A 21,892-nucleotide genomic window follows, 5' to 3' on the forward strand; every position below is an offset into this window, starting at 1 on the left:
TTTCGGGCATCGATATTGATACCACTGATCAGATTTCGTCTTTGTTTGGCTTATTCGACATGCTTTAGCCGTCGAATACGCGAACGCCGATCCTTTGAGTTCATCTTTCTGGAGTGACGATGGCCGACTGACCTTTTGCCTTTGGCCCTTCGGCCTGTTCGATCATGTCTCGGCCCAGCAGGCCAGCGCTGGTGAACAAGCGCAAGCGGGCGGCTCGCCAGTCGGCCAGGGTGCGCAGGCGCTCCTGGCGGGCGTCGGCCAGTGCGGTCTGGGTATTCAGCAGTTCCAGGATGTCGGCGGCGCCTTTGTCGTAACGCCGCTGCGAGCTGGCGACGGCAGTTTGCGCGCTGTCCAGCCAAGTCGCCGAATAGCTCAGATTGTTTAGCGCGGCTTCGGCCTCGGCGTGGGCCTTGACCACGTTCAGCAGGGTTTGTCGCTCGGTGTCGGCCAGTTCGGCCGCGCGTTGTTCGGCCTGGGCTTGCGCGCCGCGGATTTTGTAGGTACGGGCAAAGCCTTCGAACAGCGGGATGGTCAGGTTGATGCCGATGGTTTCCACCCGGGTTTGGCTTTGCGACAGGGCTTGATTGGGGTAGCCGTTTTGGTAGGCGTTCAGGCTGAAGTCCAGCGTCGGCAGGCCTTCGGACCGGGCTTGCACGATGCGCTGCTTGGCGGCTTCCCATTGGGCCTGGGCCGCGACGATGGCCGGATGGCGACGTTTGGCCTCGGCCAGCCAGATTTGCAGGTCGCGGCCGTCTTGGGCCAGCGTTTCCCCCGTTTGCTCAGGCTCGGCATTCTCCGGCAGGGTCAGTGCCGTTTCCGGGGCGATCCCCATGGCCTGGCGCAGTACCGCCAAGGCTTTGCGGTAATCGCCGTCGGCCCGGCTGCGCCCCAATGCCGCCTTGGCCAGGGCGGTTTCGGCTTGCAGAGTATCGCTACGGCTGCTGGCCCCGCTGGCCTCGCGGCGGCGGGCGCTGGCCAGGGTTTGGCCGGCCAACGCTTCGCTGTCGGTCTTGGCCTGCCGTTGGGCATTGGCGGTTTGGGCGTCGAAATAGGCTTGAATCACGCCGTCCAGCAGGCGTTGAAACACCGCGTCCTGGTTGGCCAAGGCCTGGGTCAACAGCCAGTTGGCGGCGGCCAGATTGGCGGCGCGGCCGCCGAAGTCGAACAAGCGCCAACTCAGATTGCCGTATAAGGTAAAGCCGTCGGTTTCGCTCGAAGGGAGGGGCGAGTCCGGATATTGGTAATAGCTGTTCAGATGGTTGACCGCCGCATTGACGGTCGGCCAATAGCCGGCCTTGGCCACGCCGAGATTGGCGGCTTGGATCTTGAGCTCGGCCCAGGCGGCTTGGGCTTGCGGATGGTGGCACAAGGCCAGATCCACCGCCTCGTCCAACAGCAACGGCACGGTAAAATCCTTTTCGACAGGGCAAAGGATACCGCGCCTGTCGCCCGGCAATACCGCGCCTTGCTCCAGCACCGGCGGCCGGGTATCGAGCGGATCGTCGAGTAGGTCGGGGATGTTGGGTACGGCGGCTAAATCAAAACTCAGCGCCGGTACCGGTAACAGACTCAGCGCCAAACCCAGCGTGATGACTTTGCTCGAACGGCGGGGGTGGCACACGGTTCGCGCCGTTCCGGATTTAACGCTCACGCAAGCTTTCCCGGCCGTGCTGCAACAGTGGCGTCAGTACGTATTCGATGACCCTGCGCCGGCCGGTTTTGATGTCGGCCTGGATCGACAAGCCGGGCGACAGCGCCGCATCGTGGCCGTCGACCGCCAGCGTCGCCTGGTCGAGGGCAATACGCACGCTGTAGATCAAGCCTTTTTTCTCGTCTTGAATCGCATCGCGCGAGACATAGGCCACCCGGCCGGTGACGGTGCCGTATTTGGTATAGGGGAAGGCGTCGATCTTGACTTCGGCGCTTTGCCCTTCCTGGACGAAGCCGATGTCCTTGTTTTCCAGGCTGGCTTCCACTTCGACCGTGCTGTCTTGCGGCACGATCTGCAACAAGGGTTGGGCCGCCGCGACCACGCCGCCGACGGTGTGGGCCGCGAGTTGCAGTACGGTGCCGGCCACCGGCGCGCTCAGTTTGAGCAAACGGCCATGGCCCTCGGCGCGCGCGGCGTCCTGTTCGGCGTCGCTGGCCAGTTTGCCGGCTTGGGTGTGTTCGTCGAAGGCCAGTTTGCGGGTTTCGGCGATCAGCGCCGCGCGTTGGTTTTTGGCGCTGTCGAGTTGGCCTTGCAGTTCGATGCGGGCCTGTTCCTTTTCCAGATAAGCGTGCGGGGCGACATCGTGGGCCTCGGCCAGGGCTTGGAAGTCGCGGGCTTGTTGCGCGACCAGCGGCAGCGCCGAGGCGTAGCGGGCGATATCGCCGTCCAGGCGTTGCCGCTTGGCGGTGAAGTCGCGGTATTGGCCTTCCAGGTGCGCCAACGCGGCTTGGTATTTGGTTTCGGCTACTTGTGCGGGTCGCACCAAAACCGGTGGCCTGCCGCGGTCGATAGCGTCGATCAACGCTTGGGCCCTGGCCTGTTGCAAGCGGGCTTCGACGACATTGGCTCTGGCTTTGTCGCGTTCGGCATCGAAGGCGCTGCTGTCCAGATCCAATATCGGCTCGCCTTGGCGGACGAACTGGCCTTCGCGGACGTAAATCGCCGAGACGCTGGCGGTATCGACCGAGGCGATGGTTTTGGTGCGGGCGCTGGGGATGATTTTGCCGGCGGCGTTGACGATGATATCCACTTCGCCGAACCAGGCCCAGGCCAGCGTTGCGGCGACCAGTGCCATCAACAACCAGGCCACGCCGCGGCCCAGCGGCGAGACCGGTTGGGCCTGCAAGGCCAGGGCGGCCGGCAGAAATTCGGCTTCGTCGTTCGAACGTGGCGGACTATCCAGTTCTCGTCGCTGCCGCCAAAAGTAACGGAAGGTGTCGCGGTAACGGCCCCACAGTTCGGCGTAGGCTTGCCAGCGGTAGCGCAGACTCATGCGCCGGCCTGCTGCAATTGGTAAAGGTGGGCGTAGATGCCGTTCGGCACTTGCAATAATTCCTGATGCCGGCCGGTCTCGGCGATCTGGCCGCGCTCCATGACCACGATACGGTTGGCATCGCGCACCGCCGACAAGCGGTGGGCGATGATCAATACGGTGCGGCCTTGGCAGATGCGGCGCATATTGTCCTGAATGACTTTTTCAGACTCATAGTCCAAGGCGCTAGTGGCTTCGTCGAAGATCAGGATGCGCGGATTGCTGATCAACGCCCGGGCGATGGCGATGCGTTGGCGCTGGCCGCCGGATAAACCGGTGCCGTGTTCGCCGACCAGCGTGTCGTAACCTTCCGGCAATTCGCAGATGAACTCGTGGGCGCCGGCCAGTTTGGCGGCTTCGATCACGGCTTCGAACGGCAAGGCCGGATTGACCAAGGCGATGTTGTCGCGAATCGAACGGTTGAACAGAGTATTTTCCTGCAACACCACGCCGATTTGTTGGCGTAGCGAAGCAGTGTCGATGATGACGATGTCGTGGCCGTCGATCAGTACCCGGCCGCGGTCCGGTACGAACAGGCGCTGCACCAGCTTGGTCAAGGTGCTTTTGCCGGAGCCGGAGCGACCGACAATGCCGATCACTTCGCCCGGCGCGATGCGTAAGTCGACCGCGCGAATCACGTCCGGCGCATCCGGCCGGTAACGGAACGACACCTGGTCGAACTCGATGGCGCCGGCAATCCGCGGCAGCCGGGTCTTTTGGCCCATGACTTCGCTGCGGGTATTGAGAATGTCGCCCAAGCGGCGCATCGAAATACCGACTTGCTGAAAGTCGTTCCACAGCTGCGCCAGCCGCAAAATCGGGGCCGAGACCTGGCCGGACAACATGTTGAAGGCCACCAGTTCGCCGACGGTCAACTGACCGTCGACTACCAGCGTGGCGCCCAGCCACATGATCGCGGCGGTCACCAGTTTGCTGATCAGATTGACGCCGCCGCCAGCCAAGGTGGCGGCTTGGGTGACCGACAGGCCGGCGGTAACGTAAGCGGCCAGTTGCTTCTCCCAGTGTTGGGTCCAGCGCGGCTCGACCGCCATGGCCTTGACCGTGTCGATGCCGCTGATGGTCTCGACCAAAAAAGCCTGGCTTTCGGCGCTACGGTTGAATTTCTCGTCCAATCGAGCCCGAATCACCGGGGTAAACACGACCGACAACAGGATATACAGCGGTATCGATACTACGACGATCAGGGTCAGCCAGGCGCTGTAATACAGCATCACGCCGATGAAGATCACCGAGAACAGCAAATCCAGCAGCAAGGTGATGGCATTACCGGTCAGAAACGAACGGATGTTCTCCAGCTCGCGAACTCTGGCGACCGAATCGCCGACCCGGCGGGCCTGAAAATAAGCGGTCGGCAGCGCTAGCAGATGCTTGAACAAGCGGGCGCCCAACTCCACGTCGATCTTGCTGCTGGTATGAGCGAACACCCAAGTGCGGATGCCGGACAAGGCGGCTTCGAACAGCATCGCCCCGATCAGGCCGATCGCGATCACATTCAGGGTCTTCATCGCGTGGTTGACCAGCACCTTATCCATCACCACCTGAAAAAACAGCGGCGTGACCAGACCGATCAGCTGCAACACCAGCGAAATCAACAACACTTCGCCGAACAGTTTGCGGTACTTGATCAAGGCCGGAATGAACCAGGTGAAATCGAACTGGGCCGCCTCGCCGGCATAGCTGGCCTTGGAGGTAAAAAACAACAGCTCGCCGGTCCAACTCGCCAGCAATTCGGCCAGGGTCATCACCGCCGGCGGCTCGCCGGGGCGCTGGATCAAGGCTTTGCCGCCGGCGTTGGGTGAGCCGCCATGGGTGGGCGCAGGCCCGCCTTGGTCAGGGCCGGCAGGCGCGGGCGGCCCGGCATCGTATTTGGCTAGGATGAAATAACGGCCGTCCTTGCCCAACGCGATCGCCGGCAACGGCGCTAGCGCCAAACGTTTCGGATCCTGCCGGCGCGGCTTGGCGGTCAAGCCCAAGCGTTGCGCGGCCAGTTGCAGTGCTCGGTTATCGAAGCGACAGCGCCCTTCGCGATCCGGCACCAACGCCGGCCCGAACTCGTGGCGCAAGGCGGCTTCGTCGGCGGCGACGCCGTGGAAGGCGGCCATCATCAACAACGCGGCCAGACCGGTATCCAGGTCGGCGGGGATTGGGGTGGTAGAGTTCATTTACAACGGCTGGTCGAGGCTGAAAGGTCTGTGAGTGAACCCCACCTGAACTCACTGATCAAGCGGAGTAGTCGCGAATCGAGCACTGGCATCCTTGGCAAAAGACGAATGGAATAGCGTTAAATAACTTCAAACCTCGCCGCTAACGGCAAACCCGATCGGCGAAAAGACCGGGCAAATCTAGCTTGCGATGCCGCATTTGTCTAGGGGAACCGGTCGGCAATGCGCGCGAACGCTAAGATTGAAACATCGTCAACATTTGCGCCGTGAAATAGACCATCGGCGCCAACGGCTGTTTTGGTATCGGAATGCGTGGCGGCTTTGAAGTCGGAATCGGTGGCGGGTTTGATCGGAATATGCACCATCCAGGCAAACACGTGCTCGACCCGACAACTGGTTTTGGATCGGGTGCTGTTGCCTTGTTTTTCCCGGTCGGTCAGCGGTTTGTCGCGAACCCCTTTGCGGTGAATCCGGCTTCGGTCGCTTCGGATCGATAGGCGCTGTCGGCCCAGACGTCGCGGCTGGTGTTGCCGCTATCGAGCAAGCCGTTCAGGGCTTGGGAGTCGTGGACGCTGGCATCGGTGGCGGCGTATTTGCGCACCAGCTTGTGGGCATTATCAACGTTGACGTGGTTCTTGTATGCGAACGGCTATAGTCGCTCGAAAAAACACGAAGGTATGGCTTTCGCTCATATTACTGGGTGCACACCGATACTGCCCATGATTATTTGTTGGGCATAAAAGAGCCGCATGGAGTATGTCTGTCATTGTTGGGCCTTAGAAGATCAGGGCAATGAGTCTGGGATTGGCATGGTCGTGTCTGCGGGCTTGATGTTTGAAGCCAGACTCTGAAAATGACACCCTATAGATTTTAATGGTAACAAAAGGAGTGTAGTCATCTTCTGGCATAAATGTCCAAAATCGACCGGTTTCGGACAGTCCTCACAGGGTATGTACTAAAGTAGGCCACTTGAATTACGGACATGTGTTATAATTCGTACATCCCTTTCGGACGGAATTAGCGCATGTCACGCGTCTTTGCTTACTGTCGAGTGTCGACCACGGACCAGATGACCCAAAATCAAAGCCGGGAAATTCAGTCTGCCGGTTTCGCCATTCAGCCGCATCGTTTGATTGAAGAAAGTATCAGCGGTTCAGTCGCGGCGAAAGAACGACCTGGCTTTAATAAATTGATCGAGCGACTGGAAGCGGGCGATGTGTTGGTGGTGACCAAACTGGATCGGCTCGGTCGCAACGCCATGGATGTCAGGGCCACGGTCGAGCACCTTTCTGAGTCCGGGGTGCGCGTTCATTGTCTGGCGTTAGGCGGGGTTGATCTAACCAGTTCTGCCGGCAAGATGACCATGCAGGTTATCGCAGCAGTTGCTGAGTTTGAGCGTGACTTGCTGATTGAGCGAACCCAAGCGGGCATTAGTCGCGCGAAGGCAGCGGGGAAACAGTTCGGTCGGCCGCCGGCACTCAATGCGGAAGCTCGTGCTGACGTTGTCAAACGCTTGGCCGCAGGCGCCAACGTTTCGGAGTTAGCTCGGGAATTCAAGACCACCCGGCAAACCATTATGCGGATTCGGGAAGCGGCGTTGAAATCACCGCAAAGTGAAAAGTCGGTCAACTCTTCTGGGGAGTAAGTGATGAACCACGTCTATTTGGAACGGCTGATGACAAAGACAACATGCATCGTTTTTATCAGATGTTTGTAACGCCTGGTCTATTCAATGATTGGTCGTTGATCAAGGAATGGGGCGGGGTAGGTTCTCCAGGCACAGTCAGGAAGGAGTGGTTCGAGACCCAGGAAGAAGCCATTGTCGCCGGGAATAAGATATGCACGGCCAAATGTAAAAAAGGCTATCGAGCCCTTCGCGCAGAAAACTGATGCGGAGCATTGAATATACTCCAGTCCGTATTCTATGCGCTGCGAAATTAATACAGGGCTCGCGGTCAACAACTTGGTCTTTTCTTGCAAACTATAACACTAAGCGCTATATTCAAAAGACGAAAATGGCAACAGAGCAGGCGTGCGAATATTCAAAAACAAGGCGTTCACACGATTTGCCAAAAAATCAGGAATAGACGATTCAAGCCTCTGTAAGGCAGTCAGTGATGCCGAAAAGGGATTCCTGGATGCTGATTTAGGCGGCGGCGTCATTAAACAACGTGTCGCCCGTAGCGGTGGTGGCAAATCGGGCGGGTTCCGCACCCTGATCTTGTTCCGCATAGGTTCGTTGGCGTTCTTTGTACACGGTTTCGCCAAAAATGAGCAAGCCAACATAGATGACGATGAATTGGTCGCTTTGCGGAAATTAGCGGCTGTCATGCTGGAGTATGACGAAGTAGCACTAAACTGCGCATTGGCAAATAAGACATTGATAGAGGTAATCTGCAATGAAAAAACAATACCGTAGCCGTTTGATGGCCTCCGTGCATGAAACCGCCGAGGGTCTGCATGAGGCGGGCGTCATGGATAAGCGTACTATGCGCAAATTCGATGAATTGTGCCTAACGCCAATCAACCCCTTGCAACCAGAAGAAATCCGAGCGCTTCGGTTGCGTGAACGCGCAAGCCAAGCCGTTTTTGCACGGCATTTGAACGTCACGACCGGCCTGGTCAGCCAATGGGAGCGAGGTGAGAAGCACCCCAAAGGCGCATCATTGAAGCTTCTGTCTCTGGTCGCCAAAAACGGGCTGGAAGCGATTGCTTAAAACCAAAGCCTGGCTTAACCAAGAAGAATAGCCCCCTTAACTCGCGATGCCATTGTGCTGGTGTGCGCCCACTTATCATCATGACTTTAACGGCTTACACTCGCGAACACCATTTCTATGTCGCAATCGCAAAACACGTTTTTCTACACGCCGATAAAGGTATTGTTTTTGTTAACGATCCGATTCGATTAAAAGATGCGGAAAAATTCGATTTGAAGCCGCTGGTTCTATACGGGCTTACTGTCCCTGGAACCCAAATTGAATGGCAGACATTTTCTCTACTCGATGAGCCAAGATCATTATCTGGCGTTTTGCTGGAAGGCTGGGAAAAGGCGTCTGGCCTCCGTGGATACCCCGATAAGCTGAAGATCAATCGTCACATTGCCAATGCATGCCCTCAATTGCAAAAATCGCTCGACCATATTGGCGGCATATCGCTTGAAATCGCTGATGGGAGGGATAAGCAATTCTCGGCCTCATTGCGTGTTGCTCAACAACGCGGACTGGAACTTGGTTGGTACAACCGTGATGGCCATGTCATCAACGATGTTAAAGAGTTGAATGATCATGCCTTGAATATTCACAACGGGCACGTCAATGGTCGCAGGTGGGAATGGATCGGAAACAACGCAGTCAAAGAACAGGCCTCAAAATGGATGGCGTTGCCTTTTAAGACCAGAAATACGGTTTTGAGCCCCTCAAAATTGGATTGGGTTAGCGGCTCCTGGCTTTCCTCATGGGAAACAACTGTCCCACAAAATCAGAAAATGCATTTCTGGCGGCATGAGACAAAACCTGGCTGTTACTGGCTGCTGAGTGGCGAGGATGAAAATATTGATGACATAACCGACGAGGATTGGGACCGACGTTGTGCGCTCAAAGCAAAAATACTGGTGGATTGTTGGCCTAATAAACCGGGCGACATTGCTAAGGCTATCGGCATTACAGTAAAACAACTGCTTTGGTTCCTTAATGGCCAGATGGCATTACCTGAGACTGAAAGGGAAGATTTGTCAAAACTGCTAGGAATTGAAGCAAGTGCTAGATTTGTTGATTACGATGCAATCGGCCCCTGTGTGTTAATTGCAGAAGGTCCGAAAAAGTGCTCTATTGCTTATGAAGAACTGAGTAATGGCGGGGACCTGGAGTATTCGGTGGAGGTACTTCCTGAAAAGGGAACTCCAGACCCGAGTTGGCGTTATGTTGTTTTTTCTGCCTATGGCAGACTCCCCAATATATTCATGTTCCAAAGGGGAAGTAAAACAACTGATCAATTAGGCGGAAAGCTCTTAATGAATTATCAGGGAGAAAGAAAGGTTCCGGCATCAATCTATAGAGATGTTGTTTCTACATGCGCACAGTGCAGCACACATCCGTTGTTAAACCGGAAGCTAATGACTGAATTCGGCGAACGGTATAAACATTTCTTCCAGGAAATGGGGACGAAGTTCTACACATAGCGATAAATTACACCAAATCTTGAATCTGCTGCCTAACGTCTCGGCCTTGATTATCTTGCTCGACAGCCATGATAAATAAACAACGCCCTTGGCTGGATTTCGCCCACAACTCGCCTACCGCACGTTTTTCGGCTGAATCGTCGTTACTGGCATAGGCTTCGCCCTTGTACTCGACGACCAACATCCGGCCGTCCGTCAGTTCGCAGACAAAATCAGGGTAAAAGCGGTTATGAGCCAACGGCAGCCAAAACGAGGCATGATCCCGGCGAACCAGGTTCCGAATCCAATATTTCACTTCCGGTAAACTATCAATCGCCTTGGCACACTCATACTCTTCACCTTGGGCCTTCAAATCCTCGATGATAGGGAAAAAGTGCTTTTGAAATTTGTAACGGCCGGCGTAATACGGCGGTCGTGCCGGGTAGTGTTCCGGCGAGAAGCCGTAGCAATGGCACAACCCTAAATGGCGTTCGATTTTGGCCAGTTCTTGTTTGTCTCTAGCGCCGTAAAACAGTTCGGCTTTGGTGATGACGCTGACGGCGATATTAGCCGATCCTATGGCTCTGAGAGTTTGGATGATAGCTGGATTGCCTTTGTAGAATTCAATCAAGATATTGGTGTCGCAGAGAATCATCCACGCTGATCCGGCCAGGCTTTTACACGAATGGTAGTTTGGTCGATTTCTCGTGATTCCCAGATGCCGGCACAGTCAAAGAAATCGTCGCCGCTTGTAGGTTGTGCGATGACTTCCAATTCCTTGATCACGTCTTCATGCTCGATGACTTCGCCACGGTCAGCAGCGGCTATGCCCTGGGTAATTTTCTCAATTTTCCGGGCATGAGTTTTCAGGTATTCGCGCAAGGCTTGATTGACAAGGTAGTTACGCGAACGATCCAACGCCCCGGCCATGCTATCAAGCTGATGCACGATGTCTGATTCGGTTCTAACGGTAAATGCTTCTGTGGCCATGGCTACGCTCTGGTTATTTGTGGTTCACGTGTAATCATAAAGCAGATTGATCACGTGGGGGTAGAGTTTAAATCGGGAATGATCGATATTTGGTCAAGGGCTTGTTGGAGGAATACCGCGCGAAAATCCGCAAAGTTATGGACGGCCCCGCAGTCCCCGCCGAGGATGTTTTATTGTGAGCCAGGGGGACCCGCGACGACAACCACCATATGACCATGGGTGTGAAGTGATTCGTGTTCTTGGCCTTTAAAATCGGCCGGCACCAATTTACTCTCACTCGCCCATGGGGCGCTGGTAATCCCATTGGTGGTAATTGTTGAATAAAACCTGAAATCTCGTTGGTATCCCCTTGTAAATTGGCACCAAGTTCGTGAACAACAGATTTGACAAGGCCACTGCAGTCCGATTTATACACTTGTCAATGGGCGCACGTCACCCGTGTCCTGACACTCAATTCACATAACCTCCTTTAACTTTTGTACTGTAGTGTTGCCATACCTGCAATACAGGGAAGGCATCAAAAACAGATTCAACAAGGTCGAGGTCATCAAGCCACCGAGTATCACTACCGCCATGGGGTATTCGATTTCGTGGCCGGGTACGTTGCCTTTCAGGATCAACGGCAGCAAGGCCAATCCGGCGCAAGCCGCTGTCATCAGGATGGGTGCCAGACGTTCTTCGGCGCCGCGCTGCGCTAAGTCAGGTCCGAATAGGACAGCTTCTTCCTGTTCCAAATGTCGGTAATGGCTCAACAACATGATGCCGTTCCGCGCGGCGATACCCAGCACGGTGATAAAGCCGACCAGCGAGCCGAGCGACAGCACGCCGCCACTTAAAAACGCCCCCACAACGCCCCCGATCAACGCGAACGGCAAGGTTAATGCCACCAGACAGACCAAGCGTAGTGAGCGAAAATCGACCTGCAATAACACCAGGATACCCAGCAATGAAGCCAAACTCAGCCAGGTCAGCCGTTCGCTGGATGCTTGTCGTGCCGCGTATTCGCCTAGAAACTCCGGGTGATAGCCTTGCGCGAACGTTAGCCTCTTCACGCGGCTTTCAATTTCCCGCGCCACGCCGCCTAAATCGTTGCCACTGACGTTGCAGGTGACGTCGATTCGGCGCGATGCGTTTTCCCGTTTGATCTCGTTAGGTGTGGGCGCCATATCGATGTCGGCCACATCGCCCAACGGCACGCGCGCCCCGGATGGCGTATCGATAGTAAGCGATCTGAGCGCGGCAAGGTCATGGCGCACTCGTTCATGACCCCAAACCGTGACATCGACGATTTTTTGGTCACGGTAAATTTCGCCGACCTTGCTGCCTTTGATCAAGGTAGCAGCGGCCCGCCTCACGTGCCCGGCTGTCAAGCCGAAGTTGGCCGCCACGTCCGGCTTGAGTCGCATCTGTATCTGCGGCACCACTATTTGTGGTTCCACCTTCAGGTTGGCGATGCCGGGTACATCAGCGATGGATTGACTGACTTCTGCGGCCTTATCTCGCAGGATTCCCAAATCTGGGCCATACAGCCTCACCACCACGGTCGCACTGGCACCGGTCAGCACTTCTTTGATCCGTTCGCGCAGGTACGTCAGCACATCCCGGTAAAGCCCCGGATAACCGTCGACGACGGCCTGGATTTTTGCCACGGTACTGTCGTAATCAACCACCGTGTCTAAACTAATCCATAACTCGGTAAAGTTCGGCCCTACCACTTCGTCGGCAACTTCGGCCCGGCCAATGTGGGAACCGAAATTGCGCACACCGGGGATCGCCCGCAGTTCCTTACTAACTTGTACCGTAATACGGCGCATGGCTTCCAGCGAGGTGCCAGGCTTTTCAACCCAATGCATCAAAAAATCGGTTTCCTTAAAGTTGGGTAGAAACGATTCGCCAAGTCGCGGTAACGCGATGATTGTCGATACAAACGCCACTAACAGAAAACCCGTCGCCCATTGCGGACGGCTGACGATTGCCGGTAACAGCTTGCGATAATGCCGTTTCAAAACCCGTGTCAGCGGTGCATCCCCCTGGCGCTGCTTCGCATTGGGTAACAGCATCAGGCACAAGGCGGGGGTCACCGTCAACGCGACCAGTAGCGAGGCCAAAATCGCCAACAGGTAGGAAAATGCCAACGGCCTGAAAAAGGTACCGGCCAAGCCGTCTAGGAAGAATACCGGCACAAACACCAGCGCCACGATCAGGCTGGCGAACACCACAGCGCTGCGCACTTCCAACGACGCCTTCAACACGACTCGGAAAGGCGACCGCGGACTGCCCGCCTCGCGATTAAGGCGCAGACGGCGCATGATATTCTCGACATCAATGATCGCGTCATCCACCACTTCACCGACCGCAATCACCAGACCGGCTAGCACCATGGTGTTAAGGGTGCCGCCACGCAGATACAGCACTAAGGCGGCTGCCAACAGCGACAGCGGAATCGCCGACAGGCTGATCACGGCGGTACGCCACTCGAACAAAAAAGCGATCAGAATCACTGCGACCAGTATGCAACCCAAGATCAACGCGTCGCTTAAATTTTGCAGCGAGCGTTCGATGAAGGTTGCCGGACGGAAGATGGTTGGATCGATGTCGACGTCGTGCAGGCCAGGTTTTAGAGCTTCCAGGGTCGCTTCCACCTTGCGCGTCACATCCAAGGTGTTACCCCAGGGTTGTTTTTCGACAATCAGCAGTAATCCCGGACCATCATTGATCACTGCATCGCCAATCGGCGGCGGGTGGCTTTCGAAAATGTCCGCCACATCGCCCAAGCGCAGTGGAACACCGCCGGTGAATTGCACCACGGTTCGCGCCAGATCGTCCGGTGTTTGCAGCGGCGACACATGCGTCACTGGTAAACGCTGATTAGGCAAATCAACAAAGCCGCCAGCCGTTACGGTGGCCGCATCGCCCGCCGCACGCACTACCGCATCCAGCGTCACGCCGTTGGCGGCCAGTCGGTCCGGATCGACCAGCACTTGTAACTGCCGATCACGTTGCCCCCAAATGGCTACGTTGGCCACACCCGGCACCGCCATCAACCTTGGGCGAATGGTCCATAAAGCCAATTCGGACAATTCCATCTGTGACAGGTTTTTTGATGAAATGCCGATTTTCAGCGCCCGACTGGTGGACGATAACGGCGACAGCATCACCGGTGCGCGAGCCAAAGCCGGCAGGCGTGGAGTGACGGTGGCGACTCGCTCTTGCACCAGTTGCCTAGCCCGCATCAAATTCGTGCCTTCCTGGAAAATACAGACCACAGAAGACAGGCCCAGCACCGACTTGGAACGCAAGGTTTTCAACCAGGCCGTGCCATTGACTGCATTTTCTAGTGGCACGGTGATTAGGTTTTCCACTTCCTCAGTCGATAGTCCGGGTGCTTCCGTCTGGATTTCCACCAGCGGCGGCGCAAATTCCGGGAACACATCCAGCGGCATTTGCCGGGCGGCTTGCACACCGAAAATCACCAGGACAATCGCCAAAGCCAGCACTAATATTCGTTGGTGTAAGGCGACGGAAATCAGCCAGCGCATCATTTGCCGACTCCAAATTCGGTGCCGAACAATTCGGCCACGCCGGCGGTGACCACCTCGATACCGGCCGCGATGTCGCCCGTTACGGCGGCTTGATCGCCAACCACTCGCAGCACCTGTACCCGTCGGCGCTGATAAATATTGGATTCCAGTGCTTGATATATCCAACTGCCACCGTTTACGTCATACACAAGCGCCGACCACGGTACGACGAGATTTTCGTCATCGCTACGCAACGGGATGGACACGCCAACGCGCTGACCGGGACGTAGTGATGCATCCGAATTCTTGACTTCATAGAATAAGTCGACCGTGGCGGCAGCCGGATTAGCGGAAGGCGGCGCCGCCACCGGCAAGGCAAGACGAGTGGCATTCTCGGACGAATTTGTCAGCCCACCGACACGCGCCTGGGCGGCGGTATTCAATCCGGCTATATCATCGACATAGACCGGCACCCGCACCCAAAACGTGCTGCGGTTGTTGACGTCCAACAGCGCGGGGCCGAGCAAATCGCGGCGTTCGTGCGCGGTTTTCAGATTGGCCTCGGCCAAGCCTAGCTGCATTCGCGCATCATCGACCGAGCGTTCGGTGCCCACCTTGTCGCGGCGCATCTGTTCGGCGCGATTCAAGGCTATTTGCGCGGCTTGCACTTGTACTTTGGCTTGTTCCACTTGGCCGTCGGCGTCGATTTGCGATTGCGCCAAACGCACCAATTCCGCCGGTGCCAGCGAAGGCAGGATGGTATAAACCGATTGCTTGTTCGCTTTTCCTGAACCGTTCAAGGCAGGTAGCGTGATCTCGCCCCCGAATAAGCGGGTGCGCGTCAGCGGTCGTTTTTCAACTTTAGTGGTGACGATGCTCAGCCGCTTCGCGGCTTCGGGTGCCAAAACGACTTGGGTCAAATTGATTTCCTTGACCGGGTTTTCGATTTTGGCAGGCGGCACAGTTGCTTCGGCAGCCAATAGGTTACCAGTAACAAGCACTATAGCCGACAACAACAGTTTGTGGTTTGGAGACACGCGGTTCATACAGATTCTAGTCTTGAATTCAGGGAAATAATGAGTCAAGCAGGCTTTAGACGCTGGCCCACGCTGCGTTCCAGTTCCGCACGGGCGCGGCGCAAATCGGCGGCGGCTTGCGCGGTTTTTAATTGCGCGTCCAGCCAGCGGCGTTGAGTTTCGAGTACGAACAGATAGGTGACATTACCGGCCGCATAAGCGTTTTCAGCGTCTTGTATGGCGGCTTGCAGCGGCGGCAAAATAGTTTGTTGCCACTGTTGCAGGCTTTGGCCGGCCTGTTGCAATCGGGCATGGGCTTCGCGGACATCCAGCGCAATCCGTTGTCGGGTGGCGACATATTGCCTGGCGGCCTTGTCGAAGCGCGCCTGGGCTTGCGCGATGCCACCTTGATTCTGATTGACGATAGGTAGCGTCAGATCCAAGCCCGGTCCCGCCAACAAAGGTCCATTGATTTGTTTCGCGTTGAGGCTGGCGGTGATAGTAAAGATTTCGGCGCGCGCCAGGCCAATGCGTTCGCCCGCGCCTTGTACAATGATTTCTGCGGCACGTAGATCGGGACGTGCCAGTAGCGCCTGTTCGACCAGCTTTTCGGTATCGAACCGGTCATCATGGGCTATCAGTTCCGCACTAACGTTTTTCGGCCACTGCTCCAGGCTCAATCCGACCAGGTGCCGCAAGCGCTCGTCGGCAATCTCGCAATCGCGTTGCAGGCGGCCTTTTTGTTCCAGGGCTTGCAGCGCATCGACTCGAGCATTGGTCACTTCCAGTTCGCTGGCATCGCCAGCTTTCAATCGGGCTTGCGTGAGTTCGGCGATTGCTTGACTCAGTGTGACAGCGGACTCGGCCAATTCCATGCGTCGCTTGGCTAAGCTCAATTCGGCGTGGGCGATGCGAACATCGCGAATCAAGTCCAATCCGGTTTGCACCAAACGTTGTGCAGTTTGTTCGACATCCAATTTTGCCAACTCGACCCGTTGCGGACGCAGCCAGAAAATTTCCAACGGGTAGCGCAGCGTCAGTTCCAAGGGTTTTGCGCCCCATGGCACCAACATCGAGAAGGTAGGGTTGGGCAGCATACCCGCCTGCACGAGATCGGCCCGGAACAAGCCCAAATCGGCCAAGGTCGCGCGAAAAGCGGCATTGTTCCACAGTGCCAAGCTGACCAACTCATCTTCGGACAAACCGTCATCCATGATTACATTGGCCGGCCATGCGGTTTCGTCGGCACGCGTTTCGGCAAAACGCTGTCCCGTGCGCTGTTCCAGATCGTTGGCAACGTCGATTAAACCCACGCCTTGCGGGGTACAGGCCGCCAGCGACAAAGCGAGAAGCGTTAACGGGAAACGACCGGAAACAAACGGTGTCATGCTCTGATCTCCGGGAATGTGACGATCACTTTCAAGCCCATCCCGCCATCCCCATCGCTCAGCGTAATATCAGCCTGATGTTGCTCGGCAATCCTCTTGGCAATAGCCAAGCCAAGACCACTGCCGGATTCGGCGTTATTCAAAACTCTATAAAATCGGTCAAACACGCGATCGCGCTCATTCAAGGCAATGCCTGGGCCGGTATCATTGACTTCCAGGCGAACCGTCTTGGCATCGTTAATGACACTGACGTCAATACGTGTATTGGTTGGTGAATAACGGATGGCGTTATCGATCAGATTGCCAAGCAGAATCCGTAGCGCCTCTTCGGCACCGGCAACCCAGACGTGATCCGCGCGTGTCAAACCGAGATCGATATGGCGATTGGCGGCGAGCGGGGCAAAGTCGGCCACTACGTTCCGTGCCAGATCATCCAGAAATAACGGCATGAGCGGAGAATCGCCGGCTTCCGGATCGAGGCGAGCCAGTGTCAGTAATTGCTGCACCAAATGACCGGCACGGGCTATACCTTGCCGCAAGGTTTGCAACGCCTGAGCACGCCGATCCGAGTCAGAGGCACGCTCGGCCAGTTGTACCTGCAAAGACAGTGCGGTGAGCGGACTACGCAACTCGTGGGCGGCATCGGCGGTGAATTGTCGCTGCGCGGATAGCGCCTGATCCAATTGGCTCAGTAACCCGTTCAATGCACCGACTAGAATGCTGACTTCTGCGGGCAAACCCTCGTTTGGGATTGGATCCAAAGAATGAGGATTGCGATGCGCCACAGCAGCGGCGACTTGAGCCAGCGGCGCTAAACCGCGACTAATCGCCCAATCGAGCCACAAGGTCAGTGCCGGCAGTAAAATCAGCAGCGGCGTCAATAAATGCAAGGTGATTTCATTGGCGGTTTCACGGCGCTCTTGCAGCGCTTGCGCGACCTGAACCAAACCCTTATCGGTTGTTAAAGTAACGACGCGCCACGCTTGGTTTTGCCAATTCACGGTGTCATAGCCCGGCTTTCCGCCTTGTGGAATAGGCGAGAACGGGTGGGATTGAAATAGGATTCGCCCCTCTGGATCGCGAATCTGACTGACCAAATCAATACTATCGCCGTGCAATGCGTGGCCGTTCGAATCCGGTTTGGCACCTTGCGCGTGGTTTGCATGAGACAGGGAATAAGCCGCCTCACGCAACACCTTGTCGAACAGTTCGTCAATTTCTTCGTGAACGTTCAGCCAAGTCGGCACGGCAAATGCGGTGCCGGTAAGCAGTAAAACGGGCATTAACCAATAAGATAGCCGTTGGCGGATAGAGGTGTTCATGGCTTCACCACTTTGAAGCCAACGCCACGCACATTAAAAATGATGTCTACACCGAGTTTGCGGCGCAGGTTGTGTAGGTGGACATCGATCGCATTACTGGCCACTTCCTGGCCCCAGCCATAGAGACGCTCTTCTAATTGCGCGCGAGACAGCACCGCCCCCGGTTGCTCCAACAAGGCATGCAGCAAGGCAAATTCACGGGGGGATAAATCAATCAGGGCATTGCGCAACCAAACTTCGTGGTTCAACGGATTGATGCGCAACGCACCGTATTCAATGTCGGATGATCCGCGTCCGGCACTCCGACGTATCAGCGCGTGAATACGAGCGACCAGTTCTTCCAAGGCAAAGGGCTTGACCAGATAGTCGTCGGCACCGCTATTGAGGCCAGCGACTCGATCACTCAGTGCATCGCGCGCCGTTAAAATCAATACCGGAATGGCGTTACCGGATTCGCGCAGCACGGTCAATAATTCCAAACCCGCTAGACGCGGCAGCCCCAGGTCGAGTAACAACAAAGCGTACTCGGCCGCCGCATTGGATAAAGCTTGTTTGGCTTGTTCGCCGTCCTGCACCCAATCGACCACGAAACCATCCAACTGCAATCCATCATGGATCGACTGGCCGATCATCGGATCGTCTTCCGCTAATATCAAACGCATGTTGACCTTTTAGTTTCTTCATCTGGCCAACAGTGTAAATGATTAAGATTTAAGTAATAGTTAAGGCCCTTCGGAATGTTCGAGAAGGTATCAATTCCGGTGATTAACCAGCAGCTATTCGGAATTCATCACTACTGCTTTGGATATGAGAATTGCGCTGCATTTCCGCAGTTGTTCTGGGTCATTGATGCCAAAACTGCGAAGCTTTATGCAGCAATTAATTTGGGTATTCGGATAATGGATCCAAGAAAAATTGGATGGGGTGGGTTATGAATTGGCAATATTTATTAAGTGGCGGATTGGCGCTTTATATAGTTGAGACTGCCGGTAGCAATCATTCGGATGTGGCTGTTGCTATCGTGGCGTTTTTGGTTTGTCTAATTCCTGATATTATTTACGGCCTCTTATCGCTGGCCCGGCACGAATACAAGCCTGCGAAGCACTTCTTTAACTGACACCAATACGAAATAATGGACCGATGGTATTTTACATATAAGGAAAAATCATGACCTATATGAATATTGGTTCTGCAACCACAAATCACGTCCGGAGTAATGGGATGGTCAATACTCCTACAATTGCAAAACCGCAACAGCAGCAGGCTCAAGTCCAGCAGATAACACAGGTTGTGCATAGCCCATCATCTGATGGTGGAAAAGGTCGTATCATTGATGTTCATGCTTAGTTTAATTTCCGACCTAGATAGTGGTAAATTAGGCTCAGACTCGATCTGATTGCCAAAACTCAAACGGCATTTAGCGAGCCAGTTCGGCTTTTTTGCATAAATCGTATTTTGTGCAAGGAAAATCCACTGTTCGTGAACAGGTATGCCCAAACCTAAGAAATATTGGCCTAAAACGGCACGACTTGCTTAGAGCCACTTACGCTGGCGGATGAAATAGCATTTGTCGCTGTAATTCCTAAGAGCTATCCCCGAAAAATTGACCAGTCGATTAAGTGAAAAACCCTGCTACTTTTGACCGTCCGCGAGGACAAAGCAATGGAGCAGAAGATGTCCAAAAAACCGAGAAGAAAACATTCGCCGGCCTTCAAAGCCAATGTTGCCCTGGCGGCCTTGGCGGGCGATAAAACTCTGGCCCAGTTGACCCTGGAATTCGAGGTTCATCAAAATCAAATTTTCGATTGGAAAAAGCAACTGGCCTAGCGGGCGGCCGAGGTGTTTGGGAGGCCAACGGAGCCCGAATCACCGCCGAGCCCTGCATGCGAAAATCGGCCAACTGACCCTGGAAAACGAATTTTTAGAGGGCGCGCTCAACAAGGCGGGATGGATGAGCGCACAGCGACGATCGACCGTCAATCGAAGTTACCCAGCCGTAGTTCGGAACAGTTATCCCAGAAGCAATTGAATGCATGAGAGCGCGTTTCATGCAGATGCCGGAACTCATGGGGTCCATCCATCCTACTGGTCCCGGTCACTATGGTGTGGCGGAGCGAGGAATACTGGCCCTGGTCAATCCGGAGCGGTTGCGCCGCATCCTCTCGAAAATGCTCGACGAGAACGAATTCCTCAGCCCTTACGGTATTCGTTCGCTCTCCAAGTTTCATGCCAATAACCCGTTCATTTTTTATGCCGGAGGTCAGGAATACCGTGTGGATTACCTGCCGGGCGAATCGAACAGCGGCATGTTCGGCGGTAACTCCAACTGGCGCGGCCCGGTATGGATGCCGGTGAATGCCATTATCATCCGGGCGCTGCTGCATTATCACTTGTACTATGGCGACAGCTTTAAGATCGAATGCCCGACTGGTTCGGGTAAACTGATGAACCTCTTCGAGGTCGCGAATGAAATCCAGGGCAGGCTTACCCACATCTTCCTTCGCGAAGAGCAAGGCAGGCGCCCTGTCTACGGAGGTACAGCAAAATTCCAGGATGACCCGCACTGGCGCGACTACATTCTGTTCTACGAGTACTTCCATGGCGACAACGGCGCAGGTTTGGGTGCCAGCCATCAGACTGGCTGGTCCGGGCTGGTGGCGAAATTTATCCAGCTTTTCGGCTCGCTGGATACCGTACAAGGTCTGGAAGGAGGGAAAATGGCCGCTTTCCACTCGACGGAGAAGAAATAGGCCGCTCCCTCTCATGCGGACCGGCAACCGTAATTTGGAGGGCGAGAGAATGGGGTGGATCGGTACTCGATTAAGAAGTTGTTTGAAAAAACAGGATATGGCTCGCGTTTGGGCAACGGTAGCGCGCATGTGCCTGTTAGCGAGCGCCATACTCGATCTCCCGGGATGTGCGAGCTTTGGCCCACCGAGTGTGGATCGCGACCGCTTCGATTACATCAACGCGATTTCGAGTTCCTGGAAACAGCAAACCCTACTCAATATCGTCAAGATGCGCTATGCCGATACACCGGTGTTCCTGGACGTGGGGCAGATCATTAGCGGCTACCAGTTACAGGGAACCGTGGGAATAACGGGAACTCTCAATGGTGCAAGTGCATTGGGAGATGTTTTGAACCTGGGGAGTACGGGGAGCTTTACCGATCGGCCGACGATCACCTACACCCCTCTGACAGGTGCTCATTTTCTGCAAGTCATGATGACGCCGATTCCGCCTCCGGCCCTATTCAGGCTCATTGAGGAGGGCTGGCCCGCGGACATGTTGCTGCAGATTGGGGTGCAAAGCATCAATGGGATATCGAACCGTAAAGGCGGCGCGCGAGGGCGTGCAGCGGATTCCGATTTTGGCGTGCTGTTGGCGGCCCTGGAACGTCTCCAGGCTTCCGGTGTGCTGGGGTTACGGGTGGAATTGTCCAAGGATACGAAGCAGGAGGGGACAATTCTGGTGATTAGTCAAACGGCTCTTCCTGCAGAGGTCGAGGCCGATAGATTGCTGGTCAGAAAACTGTTGGGTCTGCGGCCCGAGCTAAAAGAATTTAAAGTTGTTTATGGGGCGGTGGCTGAAAAAGATGACGTTATCGCCGTGCAGACGCGTTCCGGTTTCCAGATCATGAATCTACTGGGTACCAATGTCGAAGTGCCATCTGAGCATATTGCCGAACAAAGGACTTATCCGCCGTTTCAGGAGCCGGAAGGTGCCCAGGCGCTACCGCCTCTGATCAGGATTCATGCGGAAAAGTCGCTGCCGTCAGATGTCTTTGCAGCGGTGAAATATCGCGACTATTGGTATTGGATAGATGATCGCGACTTCAGGTCGAAGGCCATCTTTACCTTCCTGATGATCATCATGACACTAGCGGAGAATGACGAGAAAGTCCAACCGCCGATCGTCACGATACAGGGGAATTAAACAGCGGCGCATGCAAGGTTGGGCATGCTATTCGCGCGGATTGTTTCCTGGGTTAATAGGATTTTTTCCCAACATTACATATGGCAACTAGGGTAACCGGGGTTAAAAATCGGTGGTCGATAATCGCTGATATCAAAAGCAATACTGCTTTCAGAAATGTTCGCGAACGTCAGATATAGCAACTTGATCTGACATTTTTATAGTTGATTTCACTAATCAGAGAAGGACTGCTCTTGGCCGATTCTGTTGAAAAAGTCGGTATTTTTTTGAGTGGTTGACTGTGGTGATTTGATCGGTTGCGGCGTTCAGTCAGAAATGGTTGCGGAGGTCAAACAGAACTTGCTCGATCTGTCTTGG

General features: G+C 55.2%; 17 protein-coding genes and 5 pseudogenes. 10 read left to right on the forward strand and 12 right to left on the reverse strand.

Features of this window, described 5'->3' with window-relative positions:
- Positions 1-100 precede the first annotated feature (100 nt).
- The 4 genes and pseudogenes from MKFW12EY_RS22750 to MKFW12EY_RS23125 all read right to left on the reverse strand — a co-directional run.
- Entirely contained in the window at positions 101-1,651 is a 1,551-nt protein-coding gene (locus MKFW12EY_RS22750) for a TolC family protein (protein WP_245006534.1), read from the reverse strand.
- Positions 1,641-2,984, reverse strand: a complete 1,344-nt coding sequence (locus tag MKFW12EY_RS22755; protein WP_064024172.1) for an HlyD family type I secretion periplasmic adaptor subunit — start codon at positions 2,982-2,984, stop codon at positions 1,641-1,643. The genes MKFW12EY_RS22750 and MKFW12EY_RS22755 overlap by 11 nt, the downstream gene beginning before the upstream one ends.
- Positions 2,981-5,206 carry a type I secretion system permease/ATPase gene (locus MKFW12EY_RS22760; protein WP_221054670.1) on the reverse strand — a complete coding sequence of 742 codons (2,226 nt, stop codon included), beginning with the start codon at positions 5,204-5,206 and terminating at the stop codon, positions 2,981-2,983. Before MKFW12EY_RS22760 ends, MKFW12EY_RS22755 begins: the two co-directional genes overlap by 4 nt.
- Before the next feature lie 371 nt (positions 5,207-5,577).
- A pseudogene (locus MKFW12EY_RS23125) lies at positions 5,578-5,852 on the reverse strand (transposase); the annotation flags it as partial.
- Between the two features lie 378 nt (positions 5,853-6,230).
- On the opposite strand from MKFW12EY_RS23125, the gene MKFW12EY_RS22770 reads away from it, so the two are divergent.
- The 5 genes from MKFW12EY_RS22770 (at position 6,231) to MKFW12EY_RS22790 (ending at position 9,383) form a co-directional block, all read left to right on the forward strand.
- The gene (locus tag MKFW12EY_RS22770) at positions 6,231-6,851 is read left to right on the forward strand and encodes a recombinase family protein (RefSeq protein ID WP_054761719.1); all 621 of its coding nucleotides are present in this window, start codon (positions 6,231-6,233) and stop codon (positions 6,849-6,851) included.
- A gap of 62 nt (positions 6,852-6,913) precedes the next feature.
- Positions 6,914-7,096 (forward strand): WGR domain-containing protein, encoded by a 183-nt coding sequence (locus MKFW12EY_RS22775; protein ID WP_231879490.1) that lies wholly within the window; start codon positions 6,914-6,916, stop codon positions 7,094-7,096.
- A 142-nt stretch (positions 7,097-7,238) separates the two neighbouring features.
- The gene (locus MKFW12EY_RS22780; RefSeq protein ID WP_054761721.1) at positions 7,239-7,625 is read left to right on the forward strand and encodes a type II toxin-antitoxin system RelE/ParE family toxin; all 387 of its coding nucleotides are present in this window, start codon (positions 7,239-7,241) and stop codon (positions 7,623-7,625) included.
- Positions 7,606-7,923: a helix-turn-helix domain-containing protein gene (locus tag MKFW12EY_RS22785; protein ID WP_054761722.1), complete on the forward strand. Its 318-nt coding sequence runs from the start codon at positions 7,606-7,608 to the stop codon at positions 7,921-7,923. The genes MKFW12EY_RS22780 and MKFW12EY_RS22785 overlap by 20 nt, the downstream gene beginning before the upstream one ends.
- Positions 7,924-8,003: 80 nt before the next feature.
- Positions 8,004-9,383, forward strand: a complete 1,380-nt coding sequence (locus MKFW12EY_RS22790; RefSeq protein ID WP_064023703.1) for a hypothetical protein — start codon at positions 8,004-8,006, stop codon at positions 9,381-9,383.
- Positions 9,384-9,390: 7 nt separating this feature from the next.
- Here the strand turns inward: MKFW12EY_RS22790 and MKFW12EY_RS22795 are convergent.
- From MKFW12EY_RS22795 to MKFW12EY_RS22825, 8 genes and pseudogenes are all read right to left on the reverse strand, one after another.
- Positions 9,391-9,828: pseudogene (locus tag MKFW12EY_RS22795) on the reverse strand (DEAD/DEAH box helicase); the annotation flags it as partial.
- An 81-nt stretch (positions 9,829-9,909) separates the two neighbouring features.
- Positions 9,910-10,017 (reverse strand): annotated as a pseudogene (locus MKFW12EY_RS23130) (hypothetical protein); the annotation flags it as partial.
- The gene (locus MKFW12EY_RS22800; RefSeq protein ID WP_082409821.1) at positions 10,014-10,352 is read right to left on the reverse strand and encodes a CopG family ribbon-helix-helix protein; all 339 of its coding nucleotides are present in this window, start codon (positions 10,350-10,352) and stop codon (positions 10,014-10,016) included. The pseudogene MKFW12EY_RS23130 and the gene MKFW12EY_RS22800, both read right to left, overlap by 4 nt.
- Before the next feature lie 455 nt (positions 10,353-10,807).
- Entirely contained in the window at positions 10,808-13,891 is a 3,084-nt protein-coding gene (locus MKFW12EY_RS22805; RefSeq protein ID WP_221054698.1) for an efflux RND transporter permease subunit, read from the reverse strand.
- Entirely contained in the window at positions 13,891-14,835 is a 945-nt protein-coding gene (locus MKFW12EY_RS22810) for an efflux RND transporter periplasmic adaptor subunit (protein WP_245006535.1), read from the reverse strand. The genes MKFW12EY_RS22805 and MKFW12EY_RS22810 overlap by 1 nt, the downstream gene beginning before the upstream one ends.
- A 119-nt stretch (positions 14,836-14,954) precedes the next feature.
- Positions 14,955-16,277 carry a TolC family protein gene (locus MKFW12EY_RS22815; RefSeq protein WP_221054671.1) on the reverse strand — a complete coding sequence of 441 codons (1,323 nt, stop codon included), beginning with the start codon at positions 16,275-16,277 and terminating at the stop codon, positions 14,955-14,957.
- Complete coding sequence (locus tag MKFW12EY_RS22820; protein WP_054761734.1) at positions 16,274-17,599, reverse strand: ATP-binding protein; 1,326 nt, start codon at positions 17,597-17,599, stop codon at positions 16,274-16,276. Before MKFW12EY_RS22820 ends, MKFW12EY_RS22815 begins: the two co-directional genes overlap by 4 nt.
- Positions 17,596-18,261, reverse strand: a complete 666-nt coding sequence (locus MKFW12EY_RS22825) for a response regulator transcription factor (RefSeq protein ID WP_054761736.1) — start codon at positions 18,259-18,261, stop codon at positions 17,596-17,598. Before MKFW12EY_RS22825 ends, MKFW12EY_RS22820 begins: the two co-directional genes overlap by 4 nt.
- Positions 18,262-18,530: 269 nt before the next feature.
- Here MKFW12EY_RS22825 and MKFW12EY_RS22830 point away from each other — a divergent pair, with 269 nt between their 5' ends.
- The 5 genes and pseudogenes from MKFW12EY_RS22830 (at position 18,531) to MKFW12EY_RS22850 (ending at position 21,535) form a co-directional block, all read left to right on the forward strand.
- The gene (locus tag MKFW12EY_RS22830; RefSeq protein ID WP_054761739.1) at positions 18,531-18,716 is read left to right on the forward strand and encodes a hypothetical protein; all 186 of its coding nucleotides are present in this window, start codon (positions 18,531-18,533) and stop codon (positions 18,714-18,716) included.
- A 50-nt stretch (positions 18,717-18,766) separates the two neighbouring features.
- The gene (locus tag MKFW12EY_RS22835; protein WP_140911825.1) at positions 18,767-18,946 is read left to right on the forward strand and encodes a hypothetical protein; all 180 of its coding nucleotides are present in this window, start codon (positions 18,767-18,769) and stop codon (positions 18,944-18,946) included.
- Between the two features lie 327 nt (positions 18,947-19,273).
- Positions 19,274-19,591, forward strand: a pseudogene (locus tag MKFW12EY_RS23135) (transposase); the annotation flags it as partial.
- A 20-nt stretch (positions 19,592-19,611) separates the two neighbouring features.
- Positions 19,612-20,349, forward strand: a pseudogene (locus MKFW12EY_RS22845) (MGH1-like glycoside hydrolase domain-containing protein); the annotation flags it as partial.
- Between the two features lie 82 nt (positions 20,350-20,431).
- Positions 20,432-21,535: a hypothetical protein gene (locus tag MKFW12EY_RS22850; protein WP_157199371.1), complete on the forward strand. Its 1,104-nt coding sequence runs from the start codon at positions 20,432-20,434 to the stop codon at positions 21,533-21,535.
- Positions 21,536-21,892 lie beyond the last annotated feature (357 nt).

The organism is Methylomonas koyamae (assembly GCF_019669905.1).
In the GTDB taxonomy this organism is placed as follows: Bacteria; Pseudomonadota; Gammaproteobacteria; order Methylococcales; family Methylomonadaceae; genus Methylomonas; species Methylomonas koyamae.